Here is a 26980-nt window from a genome sequence, read left to right as displayed (position 1 = left end):
CGCCGTGAACGAGGACTCGCCCCGCGCCGAGAAGAAGATGCTGCTGACGCAGCTGTGGCGCCAGCTGCCGTTCTTCGTGTGGCTGATCGCGCTCTGGATGCTGCTGTGGGGGCAGTTCACGTGGGTCGCCTTCCTCACGGGCCTCGTCGCCGCGATCGTGGTCACCCGCGTCTTCCGGCTGCCTCCCGTCGAGCTCTCGGGCCGCGTGAACCTCTGGTACGGCGCGATCTTCGTGCTCGAGTTCATCGTCGCGCTCGTCCAGGGATCGCTGACCGTGGCGGCGCAGGTGCTGGATCTCCGCCGCCAGCCCGGTACCGCGGTCATCGCGGTGCAGCTCGTGACCGACGACGACCTGATCATGACGCACACCGGGGTCACGGCCTCGCTCATCCCCGGGTCGCTCATCGTCGACACCGATCGCGACCGGCGCATCCTGTACCTCCACGTGATCGGGGTGCGCAGTCAGCGCGACGTCGACAGGCAGCGCGCGAGCGTGAAGAAATGGGAGCGGCGCATCGTGATGGCCGTCGGCTCGCGTGCGCAGGTGGCGATGGTGAGAGCGGATGCCGCGTCCCCCGGCTCCGTGGCGCCGAAGGGAGGCGCCTCGTGAACGTGCTGCTCATCGCCATCTACGTCGCGTTCGGCGTCGCCGCGCTGCTGACCCTGTGGCGCATCATCATCGGACCGTCCATCCTGGATCGGGCCGTGGCATCCGACGTCCTGCTCACCGAGGTGATGTGCGTGCTCGGCGCGGAGATGGCGATCAACCACCACACGCGGTCACTGCCGGTGCTGCTGATCATCGCCGCGGTCGGGGTCTTCGGGTCGATCTCGATCGCCCGGTTCGTCGCACGGAGGGACAACACCGAGAGATGACACTCGACGACGCACTCGACCTCACGGCGCTGATCCTGATCCTCATCGGGGCGGTGCTGTGCCTCACCGCGGCCATCGGGCTGCTGCGGTTCCGCGACGTGCCCACGCGCCTGCACGCCGCCACGAAGCCCCAGGTGCTCGGCCTCGTGCTGATCTGCCTCGCGATCGCGCTGTCGCTGCGGTCGTGGCCGGTCGTGGCGTTCCTCGTGCCCATCGTGCTCATCCAGCTCGCGACGGCGCCGCTGTCGGCGCACATGGTGGGCCGGCAGGCCTATCGCAACGGCACCATCGACGAGACGGGCCTGTACGTCGACGAGCTCGCCGACTCGCGCCGCACCCCGCCCGCAGCCGGCGGCTGACCCGCCGCCCGCTGCCCGGAGTCTGCCTCGGCACCGACGCCGGCCGGGCTAGCCGGCGGGGACCAGCGTCAGCGTGTTCGTCGTGGCGGCCGCCACGGCGTCGCGCGAGTACGCCCAGGGCGTCATCTCGGCCTCCTGCCACGTCTCGGTCTGGTCGATGTAGTTGGGGTGGAAGGCGTGACCGCTCGTGCCGGTCAGGTGGTTCCAGCCCGAGTCGTCGAAGTCGGCGAGGTCGACGACCATGCGCATCGACGGGACCGTGACCGTGGCGAAGCCCTCGCCCATGACCCAGCCCGTCGCGTTCACGACCGAGGATCCTCCGCCGACGGGGAACGGGCCGCGGTTGAACAGCCACTCGATCGGCGCTATGCCCGACGAGCCGAAGGTGTCGCTCACGAGGGGCAGCGCGTGCAGCGAGCCCCAGTTCCACTTCGACGTCTTCTCGCCCTGGAGCTCGGAGAGCCGCTCGTACGCGTCGGTCGCCGCGCGCTGCAGCATCTGCTCCTGGCCCGAGACGCCGAGCGCCTCGTTCGTCCACCACTCCGACGACGGGTCGCGCAGCAGCCCGTCGACCAGGAGGAAGAGGCGCGCCTGGTCCGACAGCGGGACGGGGTGCTCCCGGCCCTCGACGAAGAGGTTGTCGGCCAGCTCACTCCACAGCACGTTCGCGAACGCGGCGGCGGCCGAGTCGGCGTCGTTCTGGGCGTCCCACTGGCGCAGCAGATCGAGCGCGGCATCCGTCCCCGCGTCGCCCGTCTGGATCGACTCGTAAGCGCCCGACAGACGCATCCCGAGGAAGAAGCCGTTGTCGGCCTGGATGTCGCGCATGTCCTCGGCGGTGAGCGGCCGGGTCGCCGACGCCCGCTGGATCAGGTCGACGATGCGCGCGGCCCGCCAGCCGTAGTCCCAGTCGCGGGTGAGGAAGTAGGGGTAGTCCTCGCCCACGACCGCGTTGTTGGCGGTGACGATGTAGCCCTCGTCGGGGTTGTACGAGACCGGCAGCTCCTCGAACGGGATGTAGCCCTGCCAGTCGTACGCCGAATCCCACCCCGGCTGAGGCATCGAGCCGTCGCCGTCGCCGCGGATGGGCAGCGATCCCGGCGTCTGGTACCCGATGTTGCCGTCGACGTCGGCGTAGACGAGGTTCTGTGCCGGGACGGCGAAGAGCGCGGCCGCGCCGCGGAAGTCGTCGAAGTCCTGCGCGCGGTTGAGCGCGAAGATCGCAGAGGGGGTGGATGCCGGCGTGAGCGCCGTCCACTGCAGGCTCACCGCGTACTCACCCGTGGGAGCGCCGGACGGCTGCTCGATGAAGCCGCCGTTGCCCGTGTAGGGATCCTCGGCGATCGCGGTGTAGTCGTCGACGAGGCCCGAGATGATCGGGCCGTGCACGGTCGAGCGGATCTCGAGCTCGACGTCGTCGTCGCCCGCGACCTTCAGCGTCTCGGTGCGGGATTCGAGCGGCACGAGGGCGCCGTCGCGCCAGTAGCTGTCGCCGTCGACCTTCTCGAGATAGAGGTCGGTGACGTCGGTGGTGAGGTTCGTGAAGCCCCACGCGATGCGGTCGTTATGCCCGATGATGACGCCGGGGACGCCCGAGAAGCCGAAGCCCGACACGTCGAACGCGCACTCCTCCGACACGACGCGGCACTTCAGTGAGACCTGATGCCAGACGCTCGGCAGCGAGGCCCCGAGGTGCGGGTCGTTGGCGAGCAGCGGCTTGCCGCTCTCCGTGAGGTCTCCTGAGACGACCCACGAGTTCGAGCCGATCCCCTCGCCGACACCGCCGACGAGCTCGCTGACGGCCTCGACCACGCCGTCGACCTCCGACCACTGGATCGACGCGGTCGCGGCATCTGCTTCCGCATCGCGGTCGACATCGGCGACTGTGCCGACCGCTGGGACGGTCGAGATCGACGGGACGATGACCGGATTGCGGTCGAACGGGTACGCGGGGTAGAGCTCCTGCATCTGCTCCTCGGTGAAGTCGGGCGCGATGACGGCGCGCTCGGTCTCCTCCTCGATGTTCGACCGGAGGTCCCACGCCATCGCCTTCAGCCAGGCCACCGAGTCGGCGGGCGTCCACGGCTCGATCTCGTAGTCGTCGTTCTGCAGTCCGAGCACCGCGTACTCGAAGGAGGCGTCGGCGCCCTGGTGCTCGGCGAGGTAGGCGTTCACGCCGTCGGCATACGCCTCGTAGTAGGCGCGGGTGGTGTCGTCGAGCGCCGCGACCTCCTGCTCGGCGACGGCGCGCCAGCCGAGCGTCCGCAGGAAGCGGTCGGTCGGCAACTGCGATTCGCCGAACAGCTCCGACAGGCGGCCGCTCGTGACGTGACGGCGGAAGTCCATCTCCCAGAAGCGGTCCTGCGCGTGCACGTACCCCTGGGCGTAGAAGAGGTCGTCGGCGCTGCCGGCGGTGATCGTCGGGATGCCGAGCACGTCACGCTGCACCGTCACCTCGCCGCCCAGCCCGGCGACGGCGACCGTGCCGTCGAGTTGCGGAAACGAGCGCTGGATTGTGTAGACCACGAAGCCCGTCGCGATGAGGGCGAGCACGACGATGCCCGAGACGATGCTGTACAGGGTGATCCCGACGGTGCGGCCGACCGAGCGTCGGCGCGGTTCGTCGACCGCGTCGGGGGCGTCGTCGTGCGCGGGGGAGGGCTTCAGCATTGAAGGACGGCTTTCGGATCGGACCGGTGTGGGACGCGGTGCCGTGCACCGCGAACCCCGGTGTCGCGCTTTCGGGTCGCGCGAGCACCGTGTGGCATCGTAACCCGGCCCAGGTCAGCCGACGAATCGCGCGCGCGGCGCGTCGATCCGGCCCGACTCTGAGGACCCGTGCCGGTCCGCGAGGTCAGTCCGTGTCGTCCGCCGGTTCAGTCCGTCCCGGCGTCGTACATGACCGATTCGGATGCCGCTTCGATGGCCTCGTCGAGGGCGTCGGCCGCGGCATCCTGCGACTCGGCGCGCTCGGTGATCTCGTCGGCCTCGCCGGCCGTCACGCGGCCCACGAGGTCGCCCGCCGCGCCGCCGATGATGCCGTGCGCGGCGTAGTGCTCCAGGCGCGAGCGCGAGTCGGCGATGTCGAGGTTGCGCATCGTGAGCTGGCCGATGCGGTCGGTGGGGCCGAATGCGGCGTCGCCGACGCGCTCCATCGAGAGCTTCTCGGGGTGGTACGACAGGCCCGGGCCGGTCGTGTCGAGGATCGTGTAGTCCTCGCCGCGGCGCAGGCGCAGCGTGACCGAGCCCGTGATCGTCGAGCCGACCCACTTCTGGATGGACTCGCGCAGCATGAGCGACTGCGGCTCGAGCCAGCGACCCTCGTACATCAGACGACCGAGGCGGCGGCCCTGCTCGTGATAGGTCGCGAGCGTGTCCTCATTCAGGATGCCGTTGACCAGGCGCTCGTACGCCGTGAAGAGCAGCGCCATGCCCGGCGCCTCGTAGATGCCGCGCGACTTCGCCTCGATGATGCGGTTCTCGATCTGGTCGCTCATGCCCAGGCCGTGACGCCCGCCGATGCGGTTCGCCTCGAACACCAGCTCGACCGGGTCGGAGAACTCGACGCCGTTGAGCGCGACGGGGCGTCCTGCCTCGAACGTGACGGTGACGTCTTCGGCCTCGATATCGACCGAGGGGTCCCAGAACCGGACACCCATGATCGGCTCGACCGTCTCGAGGGAGACGTCGAGGTGCTCGAGGGTCTTGGCCTCGTGCGTCGCGCCCCAGATGTTCGCGTCGGTCGAGTACGCCTTCTCGGCCGAGTCCCGGTAGGGGAACCCATGCTCGACGAGCCACTCGCTCATCTCTTTGCGGCCGCCGAGCTCGGTGACGAAGTCGGCGTCGAGCCACGGCTTGTAGATGCGCAGCGCGGGGTTGGCGAGCAGGCCGTAGCGGTAGAACCGCTCGATGTCGTTGCCCTTGTAGGTGGAGCCGTCACCCCAGATGTCGACGCCGTCGTCCTTCATCGCCCGCACGAGCAGCGTGCCGGTGACGGCGCGGCCGATCGGTGTCGTGTTGAAGTAGGTGCGACCGCCCGAGCGGATGTGGAACGCGCCGCACGCGAGGGCGCCGAAGCCCTCCTCGACCAGGGCGGGCTTGCAGTCGACCAGGCGCGAGAGCTCGGCGCCGTAGGTGAGGGCGCGGTCGGGGATCGACGCGATGTCGTCTTCGTCGGGCTGACCGAGGTCGCCGGTGTAGGTGCAGGGGACGGCACCCTTGTCGCGCATCCACGCGACGGCGACGGAGGTGTCCAGTCCCCCGGAGAAGGCGATGCCGACGCGCTCGCCGACGGGCAGGGACTGGAGGACCTTCGACATGGGCTCCAGTCTAGTTCGGGGCATGATCGCACATTTCCGCTGTGACGAGGGCGGAATGGCGCCACGGCGGCCGGTGGGCCAGAGTTGTCCCATGAGCATTCACGTGAACGCCGACAACTTCGTGCGCGCCGAGACGGACCGCATGCTCGCGGACATCCAGCGCGACGCCGGCGGCGTGAACACCTTCCGCCACAACCGCGAGCCGGCGGCGATCGACGCGCAGACGGTGATCCGGCTCAACCGCGACACCCTCTACAGCTTCGCGGTCGTCGACCTGTCGGAGGGCGCGAGCCTCACCGTGCCCGATGCGGGCGACCGCTACCTCTCGGTGATGGTCGTCGACCGCGATCACCACGTCCGCGCGGTGCTGCACGACGCCGGCACGTACGACCTGGCCGCGCTGGCATACGGCGCCGACTACGTACTGGTCGCAGCGCGCACCCTCGTCGATCCGGACGACCCGTCCGACCTGGGGAACGTCGCCGAGATCCAGGACGGTCTCGTGCTCGAGGCCGGGTCCGACGTCGCGTTCGAGCGCGACGACTACGACACCGCTTCCCTCGACGCGACACGCACGGCACTCCTCTCCCTCGCGTCGGGTCTGCGCTCGTTCGAGCGCACATTCGGCTCGCAGGTGGATGTCGACCCGGTCCGTCACCTGATCGGCACGGCGGCGGGGTGGGGAGGCCTTCCCGTATCGGAGGCGTCGTACGTCGGTGTCGACCCGCAGCTGCCCGTCGGCTTCTACGACCTCACCATGCACGACGTGCCCGTCGACGCTTTCTGGTCGGTGTCGGTCTACAACGCCTCCGGCTACTTCGAGCCCAACGCCGAGGGCCGCTACACGATCAACAGCGTGACCGGGGTCCGCGACGAGGACGGCGCGATCACGGTGCACTTCACGCCGCCGGGGGCGGCGACCGAGCCCAACAGCATCCCGCTCCCCGAGGGCTGGAACTACCTCATCCGCCTGTACCGTCCTCGGCCCGAGATCGCCTCGGGCGAGTGGCAGGTGCCCGACCTGGTGCGTCGCCGCGACCGTGACGCCGAACACGCCGCTGCGCAGGCGGAAGAGCGAGCGGATGCCGCGCCCGCGGCGGCCTGGACGGCCCCGGCCGCCGGCGAGAGCGAGCCCGAGCCCGAGCTGGGCGAGGTCGCGCAGGACGAGACGCCGGGCGGCGAGGCACCGCACGATCAGGTGCCGGACGATGACGCGCCGGGCGACGCGGCGCCGGCTGCCGCGGACGGCGTCCCCCATGACGAGGTCCCGGCAGACGAGGTCGACGGCGACGGCGACCACGCCGAACCGGCATCCGATCACCCCGTCGCCGACGAAGCCCGGGCCGCGGAGCACGGCGACGCCGAGCCGTGGACCCAGACCCCCGCCGAGGGAGAAGAGTCCGCGCGTTCGAGCGAGGGCGACGCCCCCGCCGACTCGTCCGACGCGTCGCGGTACACGCCCGGCCACTGACCCCGCCCGAGGCGCCTCAGCCTCAGTCGTCCTCGGCCTCGCGGGCGTCCCGCCATTCCTCTTCGACGTGGTCGCCGGTGGCGTGGTCGAGGTCGCGCTCGGCGCCCACGCGGCGGCCCCACCACACGACCAGCGACGCGACGACGAGGAACGCGACCGAGATCGCGACGACGTAGAGCAGCACCGACGGCCACCCGCCGTTGCCGTTGGGATCGAGGAACGGGTAGGGGTACCAGAACGGTGCGCCGCTCGCCGGGTTCGTCACGAGCGGGCCGCGCAGCATCGTGTACACGACCCACAGGATCGGGAACGCGACGATCGCCCACACCGCGCGCCACGGAAGCGCCCGTCGCAGCGGTCCGACGAACAGATCGATGAGCAGGAACAGCGGCCCGATGAGGTGCAGCACCTCGTTCGACCACGGGATGGGCGCGCTGCCCTGCGGAAGCTCGATGTGGCGCAGCAGCGAGTTGTAGACGATTCCGGTGATGACCATGTACGTCGTCACGCACGCGAGGGCGAGGGCCAACGCGGGCGGCTCGGCGATCGCGCGGCGTCCGCGCATGAGGTACCAGAGCGCCGCCCACACCAGGATGACGGCGGCCAGGGTGTTCGACAGGATCGTGAAGAAGCTGAAGAAGTTGACCAGGGTGGTGGTGGCGTCCCGCCCCAGCTCGGCGGCGGTCGAGAGCGATTTCGTCAGTTGGGCCGCGATGGCGGCGACGATGACGAGGCCCATCGCGAGTCGCATGACCGACCAGGTACGAGCCCATGCCATGGATCGCATGGGGCCACCCTAGCGGTGGGCCCGGCGCCCGACACCGATAGGATGGGGTGTAACCGTCCGATAGCGGGGGAGTAGCCCATGCCAGGCATCGTGATCGTCGGAGTCCAGTGGGGAGACGAGGGCAAGGGCAAGGCCACCGACCTGCTCGGCGAACGCACCGACTGGGTCGTCAAGTTCAACGGCGGCAACAACGCCGGCCACACGGTCGTGATCGGCGATGAGAAGTACGCGCTGCACCTGCTGCCCAGCGGCATCCTCTCCCCGGGCGTGAATGCCGTCATCGGCAACGGCGTCGTCATCGACCTCGAGGTGCTCTTCTACGAGCTCGAGGCCCTCCACGCGCGCGGCGTCGACACGTCGCGCCTGCGCGTCAGCGCGAACGCGCACATCATCACGCAGTACCACCGGACCCTCGACAAGGTCACCGAGCGCTTTCTCGGCAAGCGCCAGATCGGCACGACGGGGCGCGGCATCGGGCCGGCGTATGCCGACAAGATCAACCGCGTCGGGGTCCGCGTGCAGGACCTCTTCGACGAGAACATCCTGCGTCAGAAGGTCGAAGGCGCGCTCGACCAGAAGAACCACCTGCTGGTGAAGATCTTCAACCGCCGCGCCATCACCGCGGACGAGATCGTCGACGACCTGCTGTCGTACGCCGATCGCATCCGGCCGATGGTGGACGACACCGGGCTGCTCCTGAACGACGCGCTCGACGCGGGTGACGTCGTGGTGTTCGAGGGCGGCCAGGCGACGATGCTCGACGTCGACCACGGCACCTACCCGTTCGTGACGTCGTCGTCGGCGACCGCCGGCGGCGCGGCGACCGGTGCCGGCGTCGGTCCGAACCGCCTCGACCGCATCGTCGGGATCGTGAAGGCCTACACGACGCGCGTCGGCTCCGGCCCGTTCCCGACAGAGCTCTTCGACGACAACGGCGACTTCCTGCGGTCGCGCGGGTTCGAGTTCGGCACGACGACCGGGCGCCCGCGCCGGGTGGGCTGGTACGACGCCCCGATCACGCGCTACGCCACGCGCATCAACGGCATCACCGACCTGGTGCTCACCAAGCTCGACATCCTGACCGGGCTCGAGCAGATCCCGGTGTGCGTCGCGTACGACGTCGACGGCGAGCGGTTCGACGAGGTGCCGGTCAACCAGTCGGACTTCCACCACGCCAAGCCGATCCTCGAGTACTTCCCGGGCTGGAAGGACGACATCTCGGGTGCGCGCACCTTCGACGACCTTCCCCTCGAGGCACAGGAGTACGTGCTGGCCCTCGAGGCGATGAGCGGCACACGCATCTCGGTGATCGGCGTGGGCGCTGCGCGCGACGCCGTCATCGTGCGGCACGACCTCATCGACTGACGGTGCGCTTCCTCCTGGGCGGGTACACCGCCGACATGGACGGTGCCGCGAGCGGGATCGGGATGCTGCTCGCCGGCGCGGCCGACGATGGATCTGCCGGCGGCCCGCTGACGTTCGCCGGTGATGTCGCCGCGACCGACTCCCCGTCGTGGCTCGCGCCGCACCCGACCCTCGACGTCGTCTACGCGGCACTCGAGGCGCGCGGCGCCGTGCAGGCCTTTCGGCGCACGGGCGAGGCATCCTTCGTCCCACTCGGCGAAGCCGTGCCGGCCGGCGAGGCGACCTGTCACGTCGCTGTCGCCCCGGACGGCGCCTCGCTGCTGGCCGCCTGCTGGGGCGATGGCCGAGTGGTGCGCATGAGGCTGGATGCCGCGGGCCGGCCGTCTTCGCCGGTGGCGGCGCCGCCGGCCGCCGACCCCTACGGCTCCGACGCCACGGCCGGCGCCCCCGACCTCGACCTGGCCGCGGCCGCACGCGCGCTGCGCGAAGCCGCCGGCGCCGAGTACGCGCACCTCGTGCCCGACCACGACGCCCCGGACGCCGCTCCTGCCGGCGACGCCGAGGACGGGGCATCCGCTCGCCCTTCGCGTGCGCACCAGACGGTGTTCCTTCCCGGCGGGCTCATCGCCTCGACCGACATGGGCCTCGACCTCGTGCGCTTCTGGCGCACGGCGGCGAACGGCCTGCGCCCCGTCCAGCAGGTCGCGCTGCCGAAGGGCAGCGGCCCGCGGCACATGGTCTTCCACCCGAGCGGCCACCTGTACGTCGTGGCCGAGCTCTCGTGCGAGGTCTTCGCGCTCGCCGCCTCGGCGGACGGAACGTGGCGCGTCGTCGGCGGCACGCCCGTCGGCGCGGGCGGGGTGCTCCCGGGCGACACCGCGGCTGAGCTGGCGACTTCGCGCGACGGCGAGTTCCTCTACGCCGGCGTGCGCGGCAGCAACACGATCGCGACGGTGCGGGTGCGGGGTTCGGGAGAGACGCTCAGCCCGGTGGCGCTCGTCGACTCCGGGGTGGAGTGGCCGCGCCATCACGTCGTGGTGCGCGATGCCCTGCTCGTGGCCGGTCAGCGCTCCGACGAGGTCGCTTCGCTCACGCTCGACGTGCGCACCGGGGTGCCGGGGCGGGTGCGCCACCGCACCGCCGCGCCGTCGCCGACCTGCCTCCTGCCGATCGCCTAGGAGCGCCCGACGCCCTGCGCGAGCGCTGCCATTTCCTGCGACTGCGCCGTCGATCGACGCAGCGTTCGCAGGAACGTACAGCGGTCGTCGCCGACTGAGGGCCGCGCCGCGCGGGCCTAGACCTTGGCGTCCTGCTTCGGGATGAACACGCGCTTGATGATGAGCAGGATCGACGCCGTGATCGGGATCGCGACCAGCGCGCCGAGCAGGCCCATGAGCGTTCCGCCCACCATGGCGCCGATCACGACGAGCGCTCCGGGGACCGAGACCGCCTTGTTCATGACGCGCGGCGTCAGCACGTACGCCTCGAGCTGCATGTAGATGAGGTAGGCGATCGCGAAGATGAGCGCGGCGACGGGGTTCGTGAAGAGGGCGATCACGGTCGCGAAGATCCAGTAACAGACCGAGCCGATGAGCGGGATTAGCGTGATGCAGAACGCGGCGAACGCCATGAGCCCCGGGTGCGGCAGCTGGAGCACCAGATGCAGCAGGAACGCGACGACCGCGTTGCACGAGGCCAGGATCACCATGCCGACGAGGTAGCCGCCGATCGAGTCGGTGATCTCGTTGATCATGCTGCGCGCGGTGCCGCGGCTGCGGGCGGGCGCGAACTGCGTGAACGACTCCTTCATCGCCGGCAGCGACGCGAGGAAGTACAGGCTCAGCACGATGACGATGATGCCGCCCGAGATGGCGGTGGCGATGCCGACGCCCACCTTGAGGGCGCCTCCGGCGATGGCGGCGAGGTTCGCGGGGTTGGTGAAGAACGTCTCGACCTGGTCGAGCATGGCCGATACCTGGTCGCCGAAGGTCGACTCGATCCATGCATACGTGTCGGATGCCTCGAAGTTCGTGATCAGGGTGGGGATCGACGAGACGAAGGTGCTGAGGTCATTGAACAGGCGCGGCACGATGAACCACATGCCGAGCCCGACGATGATCGCGAAGAGGCCGTAGATCAACACGATCGACAGGGGCCGAGACATGCCGCGGCGGCCCAGCATGTTCACGGCGGGGTTGAGGGCGAGCGCGACGAACAGGCCGAGTCCGATGTACATCACGATCGTCGACAGGTTCATGAACGCGACGCCGAGCGCGATCGCGACGAGCCCGCCGAGCGTAAGGGTGAGGCCGACGGCGAAGGGGTTCCCGAGGTTGGCCCAGATCTGCCGGGGGCGCCCCGCGGCCGTCTCGTCGAGGTCGGCGGATGGGACCGCCGTCGCGGGCTCGGCCGGGATGGGGACGCTCACGATGGCGGGCGCGACTGCGGGACCGTCTGTCATGGTGACACTCTAGGGGCGGCCCCGCGGGCGGGTGTCATCCGAAAAGGGCGATATCGTCGAAGCCGAGGAGGCCCCCATGACCGAGGACCCGACGACCACGCTGCGCCGGCTGCGCAGCAGCATCGACAACATCGACGCCTCGCTCGTCTACCTTCTCGCCGAGCGCTTCAAGGCCACCAAGCAGGTCGGCCACCTCAAGGCCGAGCACGGCATGCCTGCCTCCGACCCGGCGCGCGAGGAGCAGCAGGTCGCCCGCCTGCGGCGCCTCGCCGAAGAGGCCGACCTCGACCCCGCTTTCGCCGAGAAATGGTTCAACTTCGTGGTGGCCGAGGTGATCCGCCACCACACTGAGGCCGCGGACAGCCGCTGAGGCGCCGCACAGCGACCGGGCGTCGGAATGACGGATGCCCCGGCCCCGCGCGATGCGGCGGGCCGAGGCATCCGCTCACCCCCGAGGTGAGCCCTGTCGCGTCACGGAACGGCGCGACGCAAGGTCAGGTACGACGCCGCCGCCAGCACGGCGCCGAGGAGCAGGCCCCACAGCGAGAGGCCGAGCGGGCCCTGCGCGGCGAACCACTCGAACACCCGGGCCCACGCGTCCATGCGGCCGACGAGGTACATCCACAGGACCAGCAGGGCGCCGAGACCGACCAGCACGAGCGTGAGCACGACGGACCCCGCCCGCTTGTAGATGGTCGCCGCCCAGAAGCCCGACACGAACACGAGCATCGCGGAGGTGAACCAGAACAGCAGGGTGACGGCGGGGCCGGCCTCCCAGACCCAGGGCACGGAGAAGAAGTACCCGTTCATGCCCCAGCCTCCGGTCGCCTGCTCGATCAGGCCGCCCACGAGGTAGATGACCGCGAGCACGGCGCTCGTGCCCGCCGCGGTGAGCAGCGTTCCGACGTAGAACTCGCGTCGCGTCACGCTCATCGCCTGCGAGAACGGGAAGGTGAGGGTCAGCGCCTGGATCCCGACCACGCAGAAGTACCACAGCGGCGCCTGGGCCCCGCCGCCGTACTTCGGCCCGGTCACCCCCGAGGTCTCGAGCATCGCGTAGATCGCGAGCGTCAGCAGGAAGGCGCCGCCCAGCACGAGCAGCGGCACCCAGATGTAGGTCTGGCGGTTGATCAGCTGCATGCGGACGACGCTGACGGTGCGGCTCATCGCAGTGCTCCTTCGTCGATCGGGGCGGGTTCGGGGGCGGCGCCGCTCGCGTGCTGCGTCGTGCGCACGATGAGCTGCTGCAGCGAGACCGGCGCGACCTCGAGGCCGGCGGCCGTGAGGCGCTCGCGGTCGGCGTCGGTCAGGGCGCCGAGCACCGTGACCGACGAGACGCGGCCGAGGCTCTCGCGGTGGATGACCTCGCGTCCGGCGACGAAGGCCTCGACCGCGGCCGAATCGCCGACGACGTTGGACGCGCGGTCGCGCACCGAGTCGGTGTCTTCGTCCATCACGATGCGGCCGCGGTCGATCACGAGCACGCGCTCGATGAGGTTCGCGACCTCGTCGATCAGGTGGCTCGAGAGGATGACCGTGCGCGGGTGCTCGGTGTAGTCGGCGAGGAGCCGGTCGTAGAAGATCTGCCGCGCCACGGCGTCGAGGCCGAGGTAGGGCTCGTCGAAGAAGGTGATCTCGGCGCGCGAGGCGAGGCCGATGATCACGCCGACGGCCGACAGCTGTCCGCGCGACAGCTTCTTGATGCGCCGGTTCATCGGAAGCTGGAAGTCGTCGATCAGGCGGTCGGCGAGCTCCTGGCTCCAGTTCGGGAAGAAGAGCCGCGCGGTCTTGAACGCGTGGGCGGGCTTCGCGTCGTCGGGGTATTTCTGGCTCTCGCGGACGAAGCACATCCGGCCCAGGACCTTCGCGTTCTCATAGGGGTTCTCGCCGAAGACGCGGACCTCGCCGCTGGTCGCGAAGTTCTGAGCGGTGAGGATCGACATGACCGTGGTCTTGCCGGCGCCGTTGCGGCCCAGCAGGCCGTAGATCGTGTCCTTCTCGATCGAGAAGCTCACGTCGTCGACGGCGAGTGTCTCGCGGTAGCGCTTGGTGAGGCCCTTCACCTCGATCACGTGCGTCATCGTGCGTCTCCTTCGGGGGTGGGCGCGGCCGGTGTGAGGGATCGGTCGCGAATGAGTGCGGTGAGATCCTCGGCGCCGAGCCCGAGCTTGCGGGCCTCGGCCAGGAGCGGTTCGACGAAGCGGTCGGCGAACGACGCCCGGCGCTCGGCGAGAAGCCGTTCGCGAGCGCCGGGCGCGACGAACATGCCGATCCCGCGGCGCTTGTAGATGACGCCCTTGTCGACGAGCATGGCGACTCCCTTTGCGGCGGTGGCGGGGTTGATGCGGTAGAAGCCGGCGAGCTCGTTGGTCGACGGCGCACGCCCCTCTTCGGGGAGGCTGCCGTCGACGATGGAGTCCTCCACGCTCTCGGCGATCTGGAGGAACAGCGCCCGGCCTTCTTCGATCACATCGACCTGCCTTGTCGGTTAGTTACTCGACCAAGTAACCACAGAACCTGACGTGCGCGCAACCCCCCGCGTGCGCAGGGGAGGGTGAGGCGGGCGCGCTCGCCGTCAGGGATGCGACTTGGGGTGGATCACACGGCCGGGCGCGGTGTCGCCGGAGGGTCGGGCGGGCACGGGCCACGGGGCGGGCTGCGGAGCGGCACCCGAGACCCCCGACGCCGGGGCGGGCGGCGGTGTCGTCGAGACGCGCGGGGGCGCGGCATCCGCCCCCGTCTCCTGCGCAGGCGCAGCTGCCGGCAGTTCGAGGGCGACCTTCGTCTCGAGCACCTCGATCGCCTCGTCCGAGAGCGAGATGAGCCCGTCGAGCTCCTGTCGGACGCGCCGATACGCCAGCTGGCGCTCGGCGGGCGTCGCCGCCTGGTCGATCGCGACGGTCAGCAGCTGCTTGGCGGTGTCGAGGCGCTTGCGCTCCACCTCGGTGAACGAGGAGTCCTTGAGGCGGCGCGCGTCGCGCTCGGCGACGTCGAACGCGACCTCGAAGTCGGCGACCGCATTGCGGTACTCGGCCAGCTGCTCCTTCGTCAGGCGGGCCTTCGGCGACGCGGGGCGCAGTCCGTCGGCGATGCGCTTGGCGCGGAGGAACGCCGCGGTCAGGGGCTGTCGCCCGTCGCTCATGGCCGGGAACGCGATGATCTTGGCCACGTCGAGCTCGTAGTCCAGCCAGCGCGCCGTCACGCCGTCGTGGGTGGCGAAGAGCCGCTCGAGCTGCGTGGCCTGCGTCTCGCGCACGCCATGCGAGTCGATGGTCGTCGCGGTCGGGGCCGTGACAGGGGGGAGGGATGCCGCGGCCACGGCGTCGCCCCGCGCGGCGGCCTTGAGCTCGGCCTTCGCGTGCAGAACCTCGAGCCGGCGCCTGTGACGGCGGCGGGCGCCCCGCTCCCAGGCGCCGCCGACCGCGCTCATCACACCGAAGAGCGGGAAGACGAGCCACCAGTACTGGCTCAGGAACGTGAAGATCGGCTCCACCCTGTCATGCTAACGGGCGCGCGACGCCGGATGTCGGGCTCGCGGCAGCCTGCCAGCCCGGCGCGCTCAGCGGGCCGCAGGCCCCGGCGGCTTGGTGGTCCACCGCTGCGGCAGCACGACCGCCGAGCGGATGCCCTCGATGACGGGGATCGCCGCGTCGATCATGTCGGCGACCGAGCCGAGTACACCGGCGACACCGGTCTGCGGCGCGCGCGGCGTGCCCGGCACGCCCGCCTGGCGCTCGGCCTCGACCAGCGACGCATCGAGCGCGGCGACCGCGTCACGGTAGCGGACGAAGTCGGCGGGAGCGATGCGGCGGCCTGCCGTGGGCCGGGCGAACTGCGCCTCGCGCTGCGCTCGCAGGAATGCGACGGTGGCGGGATGCCGCGGGTCGGTCACCTGCGGGAAGGCCAGCGCCTTGTCGATGTCGGTCTCGTAGGCGAGCCAGCGAGCGTTCACGGCGTCGTGCGCGGCGTAGAGCCGCTCGATCGGCAGCGGCTCGGCGGCCGAGCCGGCGCGGTACTGGGCATACGACGCCTTCACGCGGGCACGGCTGGCGCGCAGCGCGTACGACGCCGTCTTCTCATCGTCGCGTGCGGACTGCAGCGCGCGCTTCGCACCCGCCGACGCCGCACCGCCCGCGCGCGAGCGGGCTGCGAGCACGTCGGCCTGCGCCACGCGCACCTGCGCCTTGGCGGCGACGAGCGCACGGTACGCCTGGCTCTCCTCGTGACGGGCGGCGTCGAGCTCGAGTCGTCGCGCGCGGCGGCGACCCGTCGTCAGGCCCATGTAGGAAGCGGCTCCGACGCCCGCGGCGGCCGGAGCGGCCCACCACCAGCCCTGCACGAGCAGGATGAGAGGCTCCACCCTGACATGGTAACCGCGGGTGCCTCGCGGCGTCCCGGGAGTCTGCTGAGCGCGCGGACGTATACCGAGATCAGCCGAACAGCAGGGCGAAGACCGTGGCGCCGCCGCCGACCAGGATCAGGGCGACGATCGTCACCCAGGCGATCACCTTGACGCGCTTCTGCCGGGTGTCGTTGAAACCGCTGTACTCTTCGTCGTCCGCCGCCATGCGTCCCATCCTAGATCCGGGGTCGCGTCAGGCGACGGGCTCCGCCACCGTGGCGCCGAAGGCGGCCGGCAGGGTCGAGGTCGACAGGTCGCGCAGCTCGGCGAGCGGCACGGTGAACAGGCCCTGCACCTCGAGTGCCGCGCCGTCGGCACCGGCATCCGTCACGCCGATGCGCAGCACCGGGTAGCCCCGGCCCTCGCACAGGCCGCGGAACTTCACGTCGTCCTCGCGCGGCACGCTCACGATCACGCGGCCGGTCGACTCCGAGAACAGCGCGGTCGCGGCATCCACCCCGTCGCGTTCGATGATCTCGTCGAGCCACACGCGCGCGCCGACGCCGAACCGCATGACGGCCTCGGCGAGGGCCTGCGCCAGGCCGCCGGACGACAGGTCGTGCGCCGACGAGACGAGCGACTGCTGCGAGGCGGCGTGGACCAGCTCGGCGAGCTTCTTCTCCTGACCGAGGTCGACCGCCGGCGGGCGTCCGCCGAGGTGGCCGTGGATCGTGCCGGCCCACTGCGAGCCCGAGAGCTCGGTCGCGGTGACGCCGAGGAGATAGATGTTCTCGCCGGCGTCCTGCCAGCCCGACGGGATGCGGCGGGCGACGTCGTCGATGATGCCGAGCACGCCGACCACAGGCGTCGGGAAGATCGGCTGGTCGCCGGTCTGGTTGTAGAACGAGACGTTGCCGCCCGTGACGGGCACGCCGAGCTCGAGGCATCCGTCGGACAGCCCGTCGACGGACTGCGAGAACTGCCACATGACCTCGGGGTTCTCAGGGCTGCCGAAGTTGAGGCAGTCGGTGACGGCGGTCGGCACCGCGCCGGTGACGGCGACGTTGCGGTACGCCTCGGCGAGGGCGAGCTTGGCGCCCTGATACGGGTCGAGCTGGCAGTAGCGGCCGTTGCAGTCGGTGGCGATCGCGAAGCCGAGGCCCGACTGCTCGTCGACGCGGATCATGCCGGCGTCGTCGGGGAACGCCAGCGCGGTGTTGCCCATGACGTAGTAGTCGTACTGGTTCGTCACCCACGAGGTGTCGGCGAGGTTCGGGCTCGCGACGAGCTGGGTGAACTGACGGCGGAGCGTGTCGCCGTCGACGTCGCGCGGCAGCGCCGAGGCGGAGTCGTCGCGCAGCGCGTCGATCCAGGTCGGGTAGGCGACGGGGCGCTCGTACACCGGGCCGTCGACCGCGACCGTCGAGGGGTCGACGTTGACGATCTCCTCGCCGTGCCAGAAGATCTGCAGGCGACCGTCGCCGGTGACCTCGCCGAGCACGCTGGTCTCGACGTCCCACTTCTTCACGACCTCGAGGAACGCGTCGAGCTTCTCGGGAGCCACGATCGCCATCATGCGCTCCTGGCTCTCGCTCATGAGGATCTCCTCGGGCGTGAGCGTGGGGTCGCGCAACAGCACGTTCTCGAGGTCGACGCGCATGCCCGATCCGCCGTTGGCGGCGAGCTCGCTCGTGGCGCACGAGATGCCGGCGGCGCCGAGGTCCTGGATCGCTTCGACGAGCTCGCCCTTGTAGAGCTCGAGGCAGCACTCGATGAGCACCTTCTCGGCGAAGGGGTCGCCCACCTGAACGGCGGGCCGCTTGGTGGGGCCGCCGTCGGCGAACGTGTCGGAGGCGAGGATGGATGCCCCGCCGATGCCGTCGCCGCCGGTCCGGGCGCCGAACAGCACGACCTTGTTGCCGGCGCCGGTCGCGTTGGCGAGCTTGAGGTCTTCGTGGCGCAGGACGCCGACCGCGAGGGCGTTGACGAGCGGGTTGCCCTGGTACACGGCGTCGAAGACGGTCTCGCCGCCGATGTTTGGCAGGCCGAGGCAGTTGCCGTAGAACGAGATGCCGCTCGTGACGCCGTGCACGACGCGCGCCGTGTCGGGGTGGTCGATGGCGCCGAAGCGCAGCTGGTCCATGACGGCGACCGGGCGGGCGCCCATCGAGATGATGTCGCGCACGATGCCGCCGACGCCTGTCGCGGCACCCTGGAACGGCTCGATGTAGCTGGGGTGGTTGTGCGACTCGACCTTGAAGGTGACCGCCCAGCCCTCGCCGATGTCGACGACGCCGGCGTTCTGGCCCATGCCCACCATGAGCCGTTCCTTCATCTCGTCGGAGACCTTCTCGCCGAACTTGCGGAGGTAGATCTTCGACGACTTGTACGAGCAGTGCTCACTCCACATGACGGAGTACATCGCCAGCTCGCCGGAGGTGGGGCGGCGTCCGAGGATCTCGCGGATCTTGTCGTACTCGTCGGGCTTGAGTCCGAGCGCCGCGTACGGCTGCTCCTTCTCAGGGGTGGCCTCGGCGTTCGAGACGGTGTCGGCCAGGGCCTTCGGAGAGGGGGTGGTCACGCGGCTCAGCTCCAGGAATTCGAGGGACGCCGGACGGTCCCAGTCTAGTTGGGGCCGAAGGGGTTGACGGATGCTGTGACCGGCGCTAACGTACAACCAAATGGTTGTACGAAATGAGTTGAGCGATGATGAGATCGACCGCGTGTTCCACGCCCTCGCGGCGTCCACGCGGCGCGACATCCTGCGCCGCGCCATCGAGTCCGAGCACTCTGTCTCGGCCTTGGCCCGCGACTACGAGATGTCGTTCGCCGCGGTGCAGAAGCACGTCGCCGTCCTCGAGGCGGCCGGCCTCATCGTCAAGCGCGCCGAAGGGCGCGAACGTCTCGTCCGGGCGGATCCGACCATGATCGCCCGGGCACGCGCGCTGCTCGCGCGCTACGAGGAGCTGTGGCGCTCGCGCATCGACCGCCTCGACGTGCTCCTCGCCGAACCCGCCGGCGGCACGGCCGGCACCGACCCGCACGACCCCGACCGCACCGACACTCAAGGAGCATGAGATGCCCGTCACCGATGTCACCACCGATCCCGAAGCCCTCACCATGACGCTCACCGCGGAGTTCGACGCGCCGGTGGATCGGCTCTGGGACGCCTTCACGAACCCGCGGCAGCTCGAGCGCTTCTGGGGCCCTCCGGGCTGGCCGGCGACGTTCCCGACGTTCGACTTCGAGGTCGGCGGCCACGCCGTGTACTTCATGACCAGCCCGCAGGGCGAGAAGTCGTACGGCTCATGGGAGTTCCTCGAGATCGACGGCCCGCAGGGCTTCACGGTGCTCGACAACTTCGCCAACGAAGACGGGGCGCCGCTCGACGGGATGCCCACGATGCGGGTCGTGTTCCGTTTCGATGCGACCGGCACGGGCTCCCGCATGGTCAACACGACGTACTTCGCCTCGGCCGAGGCGCTCGAGCAGGTCGTCGCGTTCGGCGCCGTCGAGGGTTCGACGATGGCTATCAACCAGCTCGACCGCGTACTCGCCGGCCTGCGCGAGTACGCCGCCGGCAAGGGGACGCAGACCGAGATCCTCGACGACACCCACGTGCGCATCACGCGCCTCATCGAAGGACCCATCGACCTCGTGTGGCGCGCCCACCAGGAGCCCGAGCTGCTCGAGAAGTGGATGCTGGGACCTGACGGCTGGCGCATGTCGGTGTGCGAGGTCGACTCCGCGGTGGGCGGCCGCTACCGCTACGAGTGGGAGCCCGTCGACGGCGCCGAAGGCGAGCGCTTCGGGTTCGACGGCGAGACCGTGCTCGCCGAGGCGCCGCGGCGCGCGGTGACGACGGAGCACATGACCGGCACCGACTACCCCTCGACGCTCAACGACCTGAGCCTCGAAGAGGAGGACGGTGCGACGCTCATCACGCTGCTCATCGAGTACCCCGACAAGCAGACGCGCGACATGGTGCTCGCCACCGGCATGACGGAGGGCATGGAGGCGAGCTACGCGCGGCTCGAGGGAGTGCTCGCGGCGGTCTGAGCGACGCGGCGGGGGCGTGTCCGCGCAGACCCATATACTGCTCGCGGCGCGGCGGTCGAGGCATCCGCCGTCCGCCGTGCCGCACAGCAGACGCTTCATCAGCAAGGGGCCGCCCATGCACACCACCCGCCGACTCGGGGCTCTCGCCGCCGCGAGCGTCGCCGCCGCACTCACCCTCACCGGGTGCAGCGTCATCGATTCGATCTTCCCCGCCGGCGCCGAGCGCGACGACAGCGGCGAGATCGCCGAGAGCGGTCAGCTCGACGTCTTCACGATCACCGTCGGCGACTGTCTGGCCGACGCGCCGGAGGGCGAGGTCTCCGAGGTCGCCGCCGTGCCGTGCGGCGAGCCCCACGCGTTCGAGGCGTACCACGACTTCCAGCTGACGGGCGACGAGTTCCCCGGCGCCGACGTCGTCGACGAGCAGGCCTGGACGACGTGTGAAGAGGCCTTCACCGAGTTCGTCGGCCTCACCTACGACGAGTCGGTGCTGCTCGCGACGTACTACACGCCGACGGAGGAGTCGTGGAACAGCCTCGACGATCGCACGGTCACGTGCCTCATCGGCGAGGAGTCCGGCGAGACGACCGGCAGCCTCGCGGACGCCGCGCGCTGACCCGCGGCCCTCCGGGACCTGCGGGTCTCAGGCGCTGCGGAAGCGATTCACCATCGGGCAGTCGAACGGGTCGCGCGCGGCGAGCCCGACGCGGTTCAGGTACGCGATGACGATGCCGTACGACTGCACGAGCGACGTCTCGGTGTACGGCACGCCGCGCGTGCGGCACTGCTCCATGACGATCTCGCGCGCCTTGGCGAGGTAGGGGCGCGCCATGCTCGGGAAGAGGTGGTGCTCGACCTGGTAGTTGAGCCCTCCCATGAGCGCAGTCGCCCACCAGCCGCCGCGGATGTTGCGCGACGTGCGCACCTGCTTCGAGAAGAAGTCGAGCTTGGCGTCGGCGGCGATGATCGGCATGCCCTTGTGGTTCGGCGCGAACGAGGCGCCCATGTAAACGCCGAAGACCGCGAGCTGCACGCCGAGGAAGGCGAACGCCATGCCGATCGGCAGGAACAGGAAGATCGGGGTGAGGTACAGCGAGAAACGCAGCGCGATGAGCGCGAGCTCGACCCAGCGGTCCTTGACCTCGCCGCGCGAGAACAGGTGCCGGAAGGCGTGGGCGTGCAGATTCGCGCCCTCGAGCGTGAGGAGCGGGAAGAACAGCCAGCCCTGCTTGCGCGTCACGAGGGCGCGCAGGCGACCGGCGGACGCGGCATCCGCTTCGAGGAACGAGATCGTGTCGATCTCGATGTCGGGGTCCTTTCCGACGCGGTTCGGGTTGGCGTGGTGGCGGTTGTGCTTGTTGTTCCACCAGGAGAGGCTGATGCCGACGACGCCGGCTGCCAGGATGCGTCCGAGCCGGTCGTTCGCGGGCCCCGACTCGAGGATCTGCCGGTGCGCGGCCTCGTGGGCGAGGAAGGCCACCTGGGTGAAGATCACGCCGAGCGCCCCGGCGATGAGCAGCTGGTACCACGTGTCGCCGAGCAGGATGAATCCGGTGACGGCGCCGCCGAAGGCGAGCGCGATGGCGCCGCCGACCAGGGCATAGAACCAGCGGGCCCGCTGCAGGAGGCCGGTCTCACGGACCACCTGCGACACCTCGGTGTAGGCACGGGCGACGGGCGGGAAGGTCTCGGCGCCGGCGTAGGTCTGGCGCACAGCACCCAGACGACCTTCGGGGGCGACGGTGGTGATGGTGGCGATGATCGCACCTGCTCTGGTTCGGGTGCCGACCTCTCGGTCGGTGCGGAGCCACAGGCGGATGCCGATCGCTGAGGCCAGACTACGCACCTGCATATGACCGGGCCGGTATGGGTGGCTGATACCAAGCGTGTTCCCGGGTCATGCTCAGACCCACCCCCTTGACAAGCTCCTCCGTCCCTGCCGCCTACGATGGCCTCGTGGACTTCTCCCTCGACTTCACCCCGGATCTGGTCGCCGTCTTCCTGACTCTGTTCGTGCTCGAGATCGTTCTCGGCGTCGACAACGTCATCTTCATCTCGATCCTCGCGTCGAAGCTGCCGAAGGAGCAGCAGGCCAAGGCCCGCAACCTCGGCCTCACCCTCGCGATGGTGATGCGCGTGGTCCTCGTGCTGTTCGCCGGCTGGATCATCACGCTCAAGGAGGACGTCTTCTTCATCGGCGAGATGGGCTTCTCGTGGAAGGACCTGATCCTCATCGCGGGTGGTCTCTTCCTCGTCTACAAAGCGGTCACCGAGATCCACCACAAGCTCGAGGGGGCCGAAGAGGAGCACGGCGGCGTCGGACGCAAGACGATCACGTTCGGATCGGTGCTCATCCAGATCCTGCTGCTCGACCTCGTCTTCTCGCTCGATTCGGTCATCACCGCGGTCGGCATGACCGAGAGCCTCATCGTGATCATCACGGTCGTGGTGTTGTCGTTCGGCATCATGCTCTTCGCATCGCGCTTCATCTTCGCGTTCGTCAACAAGCACCCCACGGTGAAGATGCTCGCGCTGTCGTTCCTTCTACTCATCGGCGTGTTCCTCGTGGCAGAGGGCTTCGAGATCAAGATCGACAAGGCGTTCATCTACGGACCGATGGCGTTCGCGATCTTCGTCGAGGCCCTCAACCTGGCGTACTCCGCACGCAAGGCGAAGCGCGAGCAGAAGCGCCAGCACGCCGTTCAGCTGCGTCCGCAGTACGCCGACGTCGACGAGTCGGTCGCGGTGCGCACCGCGCTGTCGGGCGGCGCGTCCGGCGGGTCGGTCGGACTCTCGCGCAAGCCCGTCGCGGGCGACACCGCCCCGGCTGACGACGAGCGCGCCGGCCTGGGCTGACAGAGGACTTTCCTCGTACAGCGCTCGTGAGTGCTGCCGTTTCCTGCGACCGCTGCTCCGATCGACGCGGCGCTCGCAGGAATGTGCAGCGCTCGCGACGGCAACGGGGCGAGTGGATGCCGCGGCATCCGTTCACCCGGATGTCCGACCCGCGTTCCCTCGGCGTCACGGCGGCGCCCCGTCGGCTCGGTTTGCTCGTCGCATGAGCCGATTCCCCCGATCGCGCGCCCTGCCGCGCGTCGTCGCCCTCACCGTCGCGGCTGTCGCCGCGGCATCCGTCCTCACTCCCGCCGCCGCGCTCGCCGCGCCCGACCGCGCCCCCAGTGCTTCGGGCATCGTCAAGACCGTCGCTCCCACCCTGGTCGCGCGCGCGACGCTGTCGGCCGACCACCTCGAAGAGGGACCGCCGTCGGGCGCGCTCGCCTCGTCGGCGAACGGGCGCACCGGTCCGTGGGACGGCCAGGTCATCCCCGGATTCTCCGCCGCGATCGACAACGGCGACGGCACCTTCTGGGCGCAGCCCGACAACGGCTTCGGCTCGAAGGGCAACTCGGCCGACTTCCTGCTGCGCAACTACCTGGTGCGCCCCGCGTGGGAGACCGCCGCCGGCGGCGCGGGCGCCATCGAGGTCGAGCGCTTCATCTCGTACAACGACCGCAACGGCGTGCTCGACTTCCCGATCGTGGGCGACGGCACCGAAGAGCGTCTGCTCACCGGCGCGGACTTCGACATCGAGTCCGTCGTGCGCGCCAAGGACGGCACGTTCTGGGTCGGCGAGGAGTTCGGCCCGTTCCTGCTGCACTTCGACGCCGAGGGCACGCTGCTCGAGAAGCCGTTCTCGCTCGACGGCGCGAAGTCGCCGCAGAACCCGTACCTGCAGGGCGAGACGCCGCGCGTGCGGGCCAGCCGCGGCTTCGAGGCGCTCGCCGCGTCGAAGAACGGGAAGTTCCTCTACCCGATCGTCGAGGGCTCGTACGCCGACGACTCCGACCTGCGTCGCCGTGAGGTGCTCGAGTTCGACGTGAAGCGCGGGCAGTACACCGGCCGCACGTGGAGCTACCAGACCGACCAGGAGGCGAACGTCATCGGCGACGCCTTCCTCACGAAGAGCGACCGGCTCCTCATCGTCGAGCGCGACGACTTCGAGGGCGACCAGGCTGTCACCAAGCGCATCTACGAGGTCGACCTCACGCGCGCCGACGCCGAGGGCTACCTCGAGAAGACGCTCGTGGTGGACGCGCTGCGCATCCAGAACCCGGACCTGATCGGCGACGGCGACGGCTACGGCACGGGTGCGGTGTACTCGCTGCCGGTGCAGTCGTTCGAGACCGTCGTGCAGCTGAAGGACGGGCGCCTGCTCATCGGCAACGACAACAACTACCCCGGCAACGACGCGCGCATCGCGGGCACACCCGACGACACCGAGTTCGCCGTGATCGACCTCCAGCGTGCGCGCATCGAGCCGTCCGAGATCACCGTCGTCGGTCACCGCGGCGCGAGCGGCCACCGTCCCGAGCACACCCTCGCGGCGTACGAGACGGCCATCGTGCAGTGCGCGGACTACATCGAGCCCGACGTCGTGTCGACGAAGGACGGCGTGCTCGTCGCCCGCCACGAGAACGAGATCGGCGGCACGACCGATGTCTCGACCCGCACCGAGTTCGCCGACCGCCGCGTCACCAAGACGATCGACGGTGCCCGCATCACCGGCTGGTTCACCGAGGACTTCACCCTCTCCGAGCTGCGCACGCTGCGCGCGAAGGAGCGGCTGCCGCAGACCCGTCCTGCCAACACGGCGTTCGACGGCCTCTACCTCGTGCCGACGCTCGACGAGGTCATCGACCTCGCACGCCACTCGGTGAGCTGCGACGGGCGCCCGGTCGGCGTCTACCCGGAGACGAAGCACCCGACCTACTTCGATTCGATCGGCCTCTCGCTCGAGGAGCCGCTCGCCGCCGCCCTCCAGGCGAACGGCATGGACCGCGCGGACGCGCCGGTGATCCTGCAGAGCTTCGAGGTCGCGAACCTCGTGGAGCTGAACGAACTCACCGACGTGAGCATCGCCCAGCTGGTCAGCCCCTCGGGCCGCCCGTACGATTTCATCGCCGCTGGTGACCCGCGCACGTACAAGGACCTCGTGACGCCCGCCGGCCTCGCCGAGATCGCGACCTACGCCGACGGCGTGGGCCTCGAGAAGTCGGTCATGATCCCGCGCACGCCGGCCGGCAACCTCGGCACGCCGACCCCGGTGATCGCCGATGCGCACGCCGCGGGGCTCTCCGTGCACGGCTGGACGTTCCGCCTCGAGAACCAGTTCCTCCCGGTCGAGTTCCGCTCGAGCACCGACCCCAATGCTCCGGGCGACCTGGCCGGTGAGATCCGGGTGTTCCTCGAGCAGGGCATGGACGGCCTCTTCAGCGACCAGCCCGGCGTGGCGGTGGCGACGGTCGGCTGACACGACCTCGACCGAAGAGCGGGCGGATGCTGCGGCATCCGCCCGCTCTCCTTTCGGATTCGCGACCGCGGCTGATTTCTGCGACCGCGGCGTCGGTCGATGCAGCGCTCGCAGGAAGGTGCAGCGCTCGACGAACGGGCGCCCCGTGGGCTACCGCGCCGGCCGCGGACGGCGTGCAGGCAGTCCTGCGCCGGTCAGGATGTCGTAGAGCGCGCGAGGTGACCGGAGCGCCGGCATCCGCCACCGCGAGAAGGCCGCGACCTGGCGCCGCAGCTCGTCTTCGCGATCCTTCTCGTCGAGCAGAACCTGCTCGGGAGTGCGCCCCTGCAGCAAGACGGGGTCGCGGTACTTCCCCGCACCGTCGAACTCGCCGATGTGGCGGTGCTCCCGCCAGAAGAAGTCGGTGTGGGCCTCCCGGCCGTCGGCGAGCTCGAACCGGGCCTGCAGCTCGGGCACGGGAAAGCCCATGGTCGCGATCAGCACCCGGGACTGGGACTCGCGGACGCTGTCGGCCAGTCCTGTCGCGAAGTCCGCCGCTCGCGCCGACCGCGCCGACCCGCGGCCCACGACCGAGTGCGCGCGCTCGCGAAGATCGCACGCGTCGACGAGCGGCCCGCCGGCGCGCCGCGCCCACAGGGCCTGGTCGGCCGCGACCACGCCGTCGGGGAAGCGGGCGCCGGCCATCAGGTCGACGGCCGTCTGCAAGGGTGTCGTCACCGCGTGCCGCAGCCACGGCACGGCCTCCACCTCCGACAGGCGGCGCCCGTGACGCCGCATCACGCCGCTCGAGCGCCCGCCCGACGCGAGCTCTGTGCTGACATCGACGCCGGCGGGCCACGCACCGATGAGGTCGATGCCGTGAAGGGCAGCGGCCGCGTGATGCGAGATGACGAGGTGCGAGCGGGCGCGCGCGGCGGTCTCCCACACGCGCTGAGCGTGACGCGCCATCGGTGTGAGTGCCTCCCATTCCTTGCGAGCGGCGTACGATCCCGGCGCGATGCGCACGATCTCGCGTTGCGCGAGGCGGGCTTTCAGCCGCCGGTCGTTCACCGGCTCGCCGTCGTTCTCACGCCGGCGGAAGACGGTGTCGAGCGGCGGTTCGAGGATCCACATCGGACCACGGTGCAACAGGCGCGGCCTCGACCGTCGGCCGTCGGGAGTGTCGGTGGATGCCGCCCGGTGCGGCGGTAGCGGGGGAGGAAGCACGCCGCGGCTGCCCGTGACTGCCGCTGTTTCGTGGATGCCGCGGCTTTCGGTCATTCGCCGAGCCGTCGGTCGCGAGTGCGGCTGTTTCGTGCGAGCGCTGCGTCGGGCGACGCCGCGGTCGCCGGTTTGAGCAGCGGTCGCGAAATGAGGGGCTGCCGAGTGGTGCGGGGCTCGCAGTTCTGGGCCGCGGTCACAGGTTCGAGCAGCGGGCGCGGGAATGGAGCGAGGCGCGGCCACGAGGGCGGCGCGGGACGGCTACGCGTCGGCAGCGAGGGTCGGGCCGGTCAGGCGCGGCGAGGGCCGGCCGGGCCGGGGTCGGGCCCGCCGGGCGGGCCGGCCGGGCGGGGCGGGCCGGGTGGGGCGGGGTCAGGCGGGGTCGAGGACCAGGCGGTAACCCATGCCGGACTCGGTCAGCAGGTGGGCG

General features: G+C 70.3%; 25 protein-coding genes. 12 read left to right on the top strand and 13 right to left on the bottom strand.

The genetic code is table 11. The features are described 5' to 3' along the window. Positions 1-37 precede the first annotated feature (37 nt). The 3 genes from OB08_RS13885 to mnhG are packed head-to-tail and all read left to right on the top strand — an operon-like array spanning position 38 to position 1235. Positions 38-610, top strand: a complete 573-nt coding sequence (locus OB08_RS13885) for a Na+/H+ antiporter subunit E (protein ID WP_461475736.1) — start codon at positions 38-40, stop codon at positions 608-610. Beyond that, complete coding sequence (locus tag OB08_RS13880; protein WP_461475697.1) at positions 607-876, top strand: monovalent cation/H+ antiporter complex subunit F; 270 nt, start codon at positions 607-609, stop codon at positions 874-876. The genes OB08_RS13885 and OB08_RS13880 overlap by 4 nt, the downstream gene beginning before the upstream one ends. Beyond that, complete coding sequence (gene mnhG / locus OB08_RS13875; RefSeq protein ID WP_461475696.1) at positions 873-1235, top strand: monovalent cation/H(+) antiporter subunit G; 363 nt, start codon at positions 873-875, stop codon at positions 1233-1235. The genes OB08_RS13880 and mnhG overlap by 4 nt, the downstream gene beginning before the upstream one ends. Positions 1236-1283: 48 nt before the next feature. Here the strand turns inward: mnhG and OB08_RS13870 are convergent, their stop codons facing one another. Beyond that, the gene (locus OB08_RS13870) at positions 1284-3905 is read right to left on the bottom strand and encodes a penicillin acylase family protein (protein WP_461475694.1); all 2622 of its coding nucleotides are present in this window, start codon (positions 3903-3905) and stop codon (positions 1284-1286) included. Positions 3906-4111: 206 nt separating this feature from the next. Next, positions 4112-5554: an argininosuccinate synthase gene (gene argG / locus OB08_RS13865; RefSeq protein WP_461475692.1), complete on the bottom strand. Its 1443-nt coding sequence runs from the start codon at positions 5552-5554 to the stop codon at positions 4112-4114. A 91-nt stretch (positions 5555-5645) separates the two neighbouring features. Between argG and OB08_RS13860 the strand changes: the two genes are divergently transcribed. Further along, positions 5646-7025 carry a DUF1254 domain-containing protein gene (locus OB08_RS13860; RefSeq protein ID WP_461475690.1) on the top strand — a complete coding sequence of 460 codons (1380 nt, stop codon included), beginning with the start codon at positions 5646-5648 and terminating at the stop codon, positions 7023-7025. Positions 7026-7047: 22 nt separating this feature from the next. Here the strand turns inward: OB08_RS13860 and OB08_RS13855 are convergent, their stop codons facing one another. Continuing rightward, the gene (locus tag OB08_RS13855; protein ID WP_461475688.1) at positions 7048-7812 is read right to left on the bottom strand and encodes a Pr6Pr family membrane protein; all 765 of its coding nucleotides are present in this window, start codon (positions 7810-7812) and stop codon (positions 7048-7050) included. Positions 7813-7890: 78 nt separating this feature from the next. Between OB08_RS13855 and OB08_RS13850 the strand changes: the two genes are divergently transcribed. Together OB08_RS13850 and OB08_RS13845 are read left to right on the top strand one after the other, a co-directional pair. Then, positions 7891-9177 (top strand): adenylosuccinate synthase, encoded by a 1287-nt coding sequence (locus tag OB08_RS13850; protein WP_461475686.1) that lies wholly within the window; start codon positions 7891-7893, stop codon positions 9175-9177. 2 nt (positions 9178-9179) lie between these two features. Then, positions 9180-10355 carry a lactonase family protein gene (locus OB08_RS13845; RefSeq protein WP_461475684.1) on the top strand — a complete coding sequence of 392 codons (1176 nt, stop codon included), beginning with the start codon at positions 9180-9182 and terminating at the stop codon, positions 10353-10355. Positions 10356-10471: 116 nt separating this feature from the next. Here the strand turns inward: OB08_RS13845 and OB08_RS13840 are convergent, their stop codons facing one another. Then, on the bottom strand, positions 10472-11638 hold the full coding sequence (locus OB08_RS13840) for an AI-2E family transporter (RefSeq protein ID WP_461475683.1): 1167 nt from the start codon (positions 11636-11638) through the stop codon (positions 10472-10474). A 76-nt stretch (positions 11639-11714) separates the two neighbouring features. On the opposite strand from OB08_RS13840, the gene OB08_RS13835 reads away from it, so the two are divergent. Continuing rightward, positions 11715-12008, top strand: a complete 294-nt coding sequence (locus tag OB08_RS13835) for a chorismate mutase (RefSeq protein WP_461475681.1) — start codon at positions 11715-11717, stop codon at positions 12006-12008. A gap of 101 nt (positions 12009-12109) precedes the next feature. On the opposite strand, the gene OB08_RS13830 is transcribed toward OB08_RS13835, so the two are convergent. From OB08_RS13830 to purL, 7 genes are all read right to left on the bottom strand, one after another. After that, entirely contained in the window at positions 12110-12805 is a 696-nt protein-coding gene (locus OB08_RS13830; protein ID WP_461475680.1) for a hypothetical protein, read from the bottom strand. After that, entirely contained in the window at positions 12802-13719 is a 918-nt protein-coding gene (locus OB08_RS13825) for an ABC transporter ATP-binding protein (RefSeq protein WP_461475678.1), read from the bottom strand. The genes OB08_RS13830 and OB08_RS13825 overlap by 4 nt, the downstream gene beginning before the upstream one ends. Further along, the gene (locus tag OB08_RS13820; protein ID WP_461475676.1) at positions 13716-14108 is read right to left on the bottom strand and encodes a GntR family transcriptional regulator; all 393 of its coding nucleotides are present in this window, start codon (positions 14106-14108) and stop codon (positions 13716-13718) included. The genes OB08_RS13825 and OB08_RS13820 overlap by 4 nt, the downstream gene beginning before the upstream one ends. A 105-nt stretch (positions 14109-14213) precedes the next feature. Continuing rightward, positions 14214-15131 carry a hypothetical protein gene (locus OB08_RS13815; protein ID WP_461475674.1) on the bottom strand — a complete coding sequence of 306 codons (918 nt, stop codon included), beginning with the start codon at positions 15129-15131 and terminating at the stop codon, positions 14214-14216. 66 nt (positions 15132-15197) lie between these two features. Beyond that, positions 15198-15998 (bottom strand): hypothetical protein, encoded by an 801-nt coding sequence (locus OB08_RS13810; protein WP_461475672.1) that lies wholly within the window; start codon positions 15996-15998, stop codon positions 15198-15200. A 70-nt stretch (positions 15999-16068) separates the two neighbouring features. After that, positions 16069-16206: a hypothetical protein gene (locus OB08_RS13805; RefSeq protein WP_191765071.1), complete on the bottom strand. Its 138-nt coding sequence runs from the start codon at positions 16204-16206 to the stop codon at positions 16069-16071. Between the two features lie 27 nt (positions 16207-16233). Next, positions 16234-18561 (bottom strand): phosphoribosylformylglycinamidine synthase subunit PurL, encoded by a 2328-nt coding sequence (purL, locus tag OB08_RS13800; RefSeq protein WP_461475670.1) that lies wholly within the window; start codon positions 18559-18561, stop codon positions 16234-16236. Between the two features lie 100 nt (positions 18562-18661). Between purL and OB08_RS13795 the strand changes: the two genes are divergently transcribed. The 3 genes from OB08_RS13795 (at position 18662) to OB08_RS13785 (ending at position 20655) form a co-directional block, all read left to right on the top strand. Beyond that, on the top strand, positions 18662-19057 hold the full coding sequence (locus OB08_RS13795; protein ID WP_461475668.1) for an ArsR/SmtB family transcription factor: 396 nt from the start codon (positions 18662-18664) through the stop codon (positions 19055-19057). Between the two features lies 1 nt (position 19058). Further along, on the top strand, positions 19059-20039 hold the full coding sequence (locus OB08_RS13790; protein WP_461475667.1) for an SRPBCC family protein: 981 nt from the start codon (positions 19059-19061) through the stop codon (positions 20037-20039). A 115-nt stretch (positions 20040-20154) separates the two neighbouring features. Next, positions 20155-20655: a septum formation family protein gene (locus OB08_RS13785; protein ID WP_461475665.1), complete on the top strand. Its 501-nt coding sequence runs from the start codon at positions 20155-20157 to the stop codon at positions 20653-20655. A gap of 27 nt (positions 20656-20682) precedes the next feature. Here the strand turns inward: OB08_RS13785 and OB08_RS13780 are convergent, their stop codons facing one another. Next, on the bottom strand, positions 20683-21798 hold the full coding sequence (locus OB08_RS13780; RefSeq protein ID WP_461475734.1) for a fatty acid desaturase family protein: 1116 nt from the start codon (positions 21796-21798) through the stop codon (positions 20683-20685). Between the two features lie 197 nt (positions 21799-21995). On the opposite strand from OB08_RS13780, the gene OB08_RS13775 reads away from it, so the two are divergent. Further along, on the top strand, positions 21996-22895 hold the full coding sequence (locus OB08_RS13775; RefSeq protein WP_461475663.1) for a TerC family protein: 900 nt from the start codon (positions 21996-21998) through the stop codon (positions 22893-22895). A gap of 202 nt (positions 22896-23097) precedes the next feature. After that, positions 23098-25350, top strand: coding sequence for an esterase-like activity of phytase family protein (locus tag OB08_RS13770; RefSeq protein WP_461475661.1), 2253 nt, complete (start codon positions 23098-23100; stop codon positions 25348-25350). A gap of 150 nt (positions 25351-25500) precedes the next feature. Here the strand turns inward: OB08_RS13770 and OB08_RS13765 are convergent, their stop codons facing one another. Further along, positions 25501-26463 carry a hypothetical protein gene (locus OB08_RS13765; protein ID WP_461475659.1) on the bottom strand — a complete coding sequence of 321 codons (963 nt, stop codon included), beginning with the start codon at positions 26461-26463 and terminating at the stop codon, positions 25501-25503. Between the last annotated feature and the right edge of the window lie 517 nt (positions 26464-26980).

The organism is Microbacterium sp. HJ5, assembly GCF_054824025.1.
This window is presented reverse-complemented; position numbering and strand designations above follow the sequence as displayed.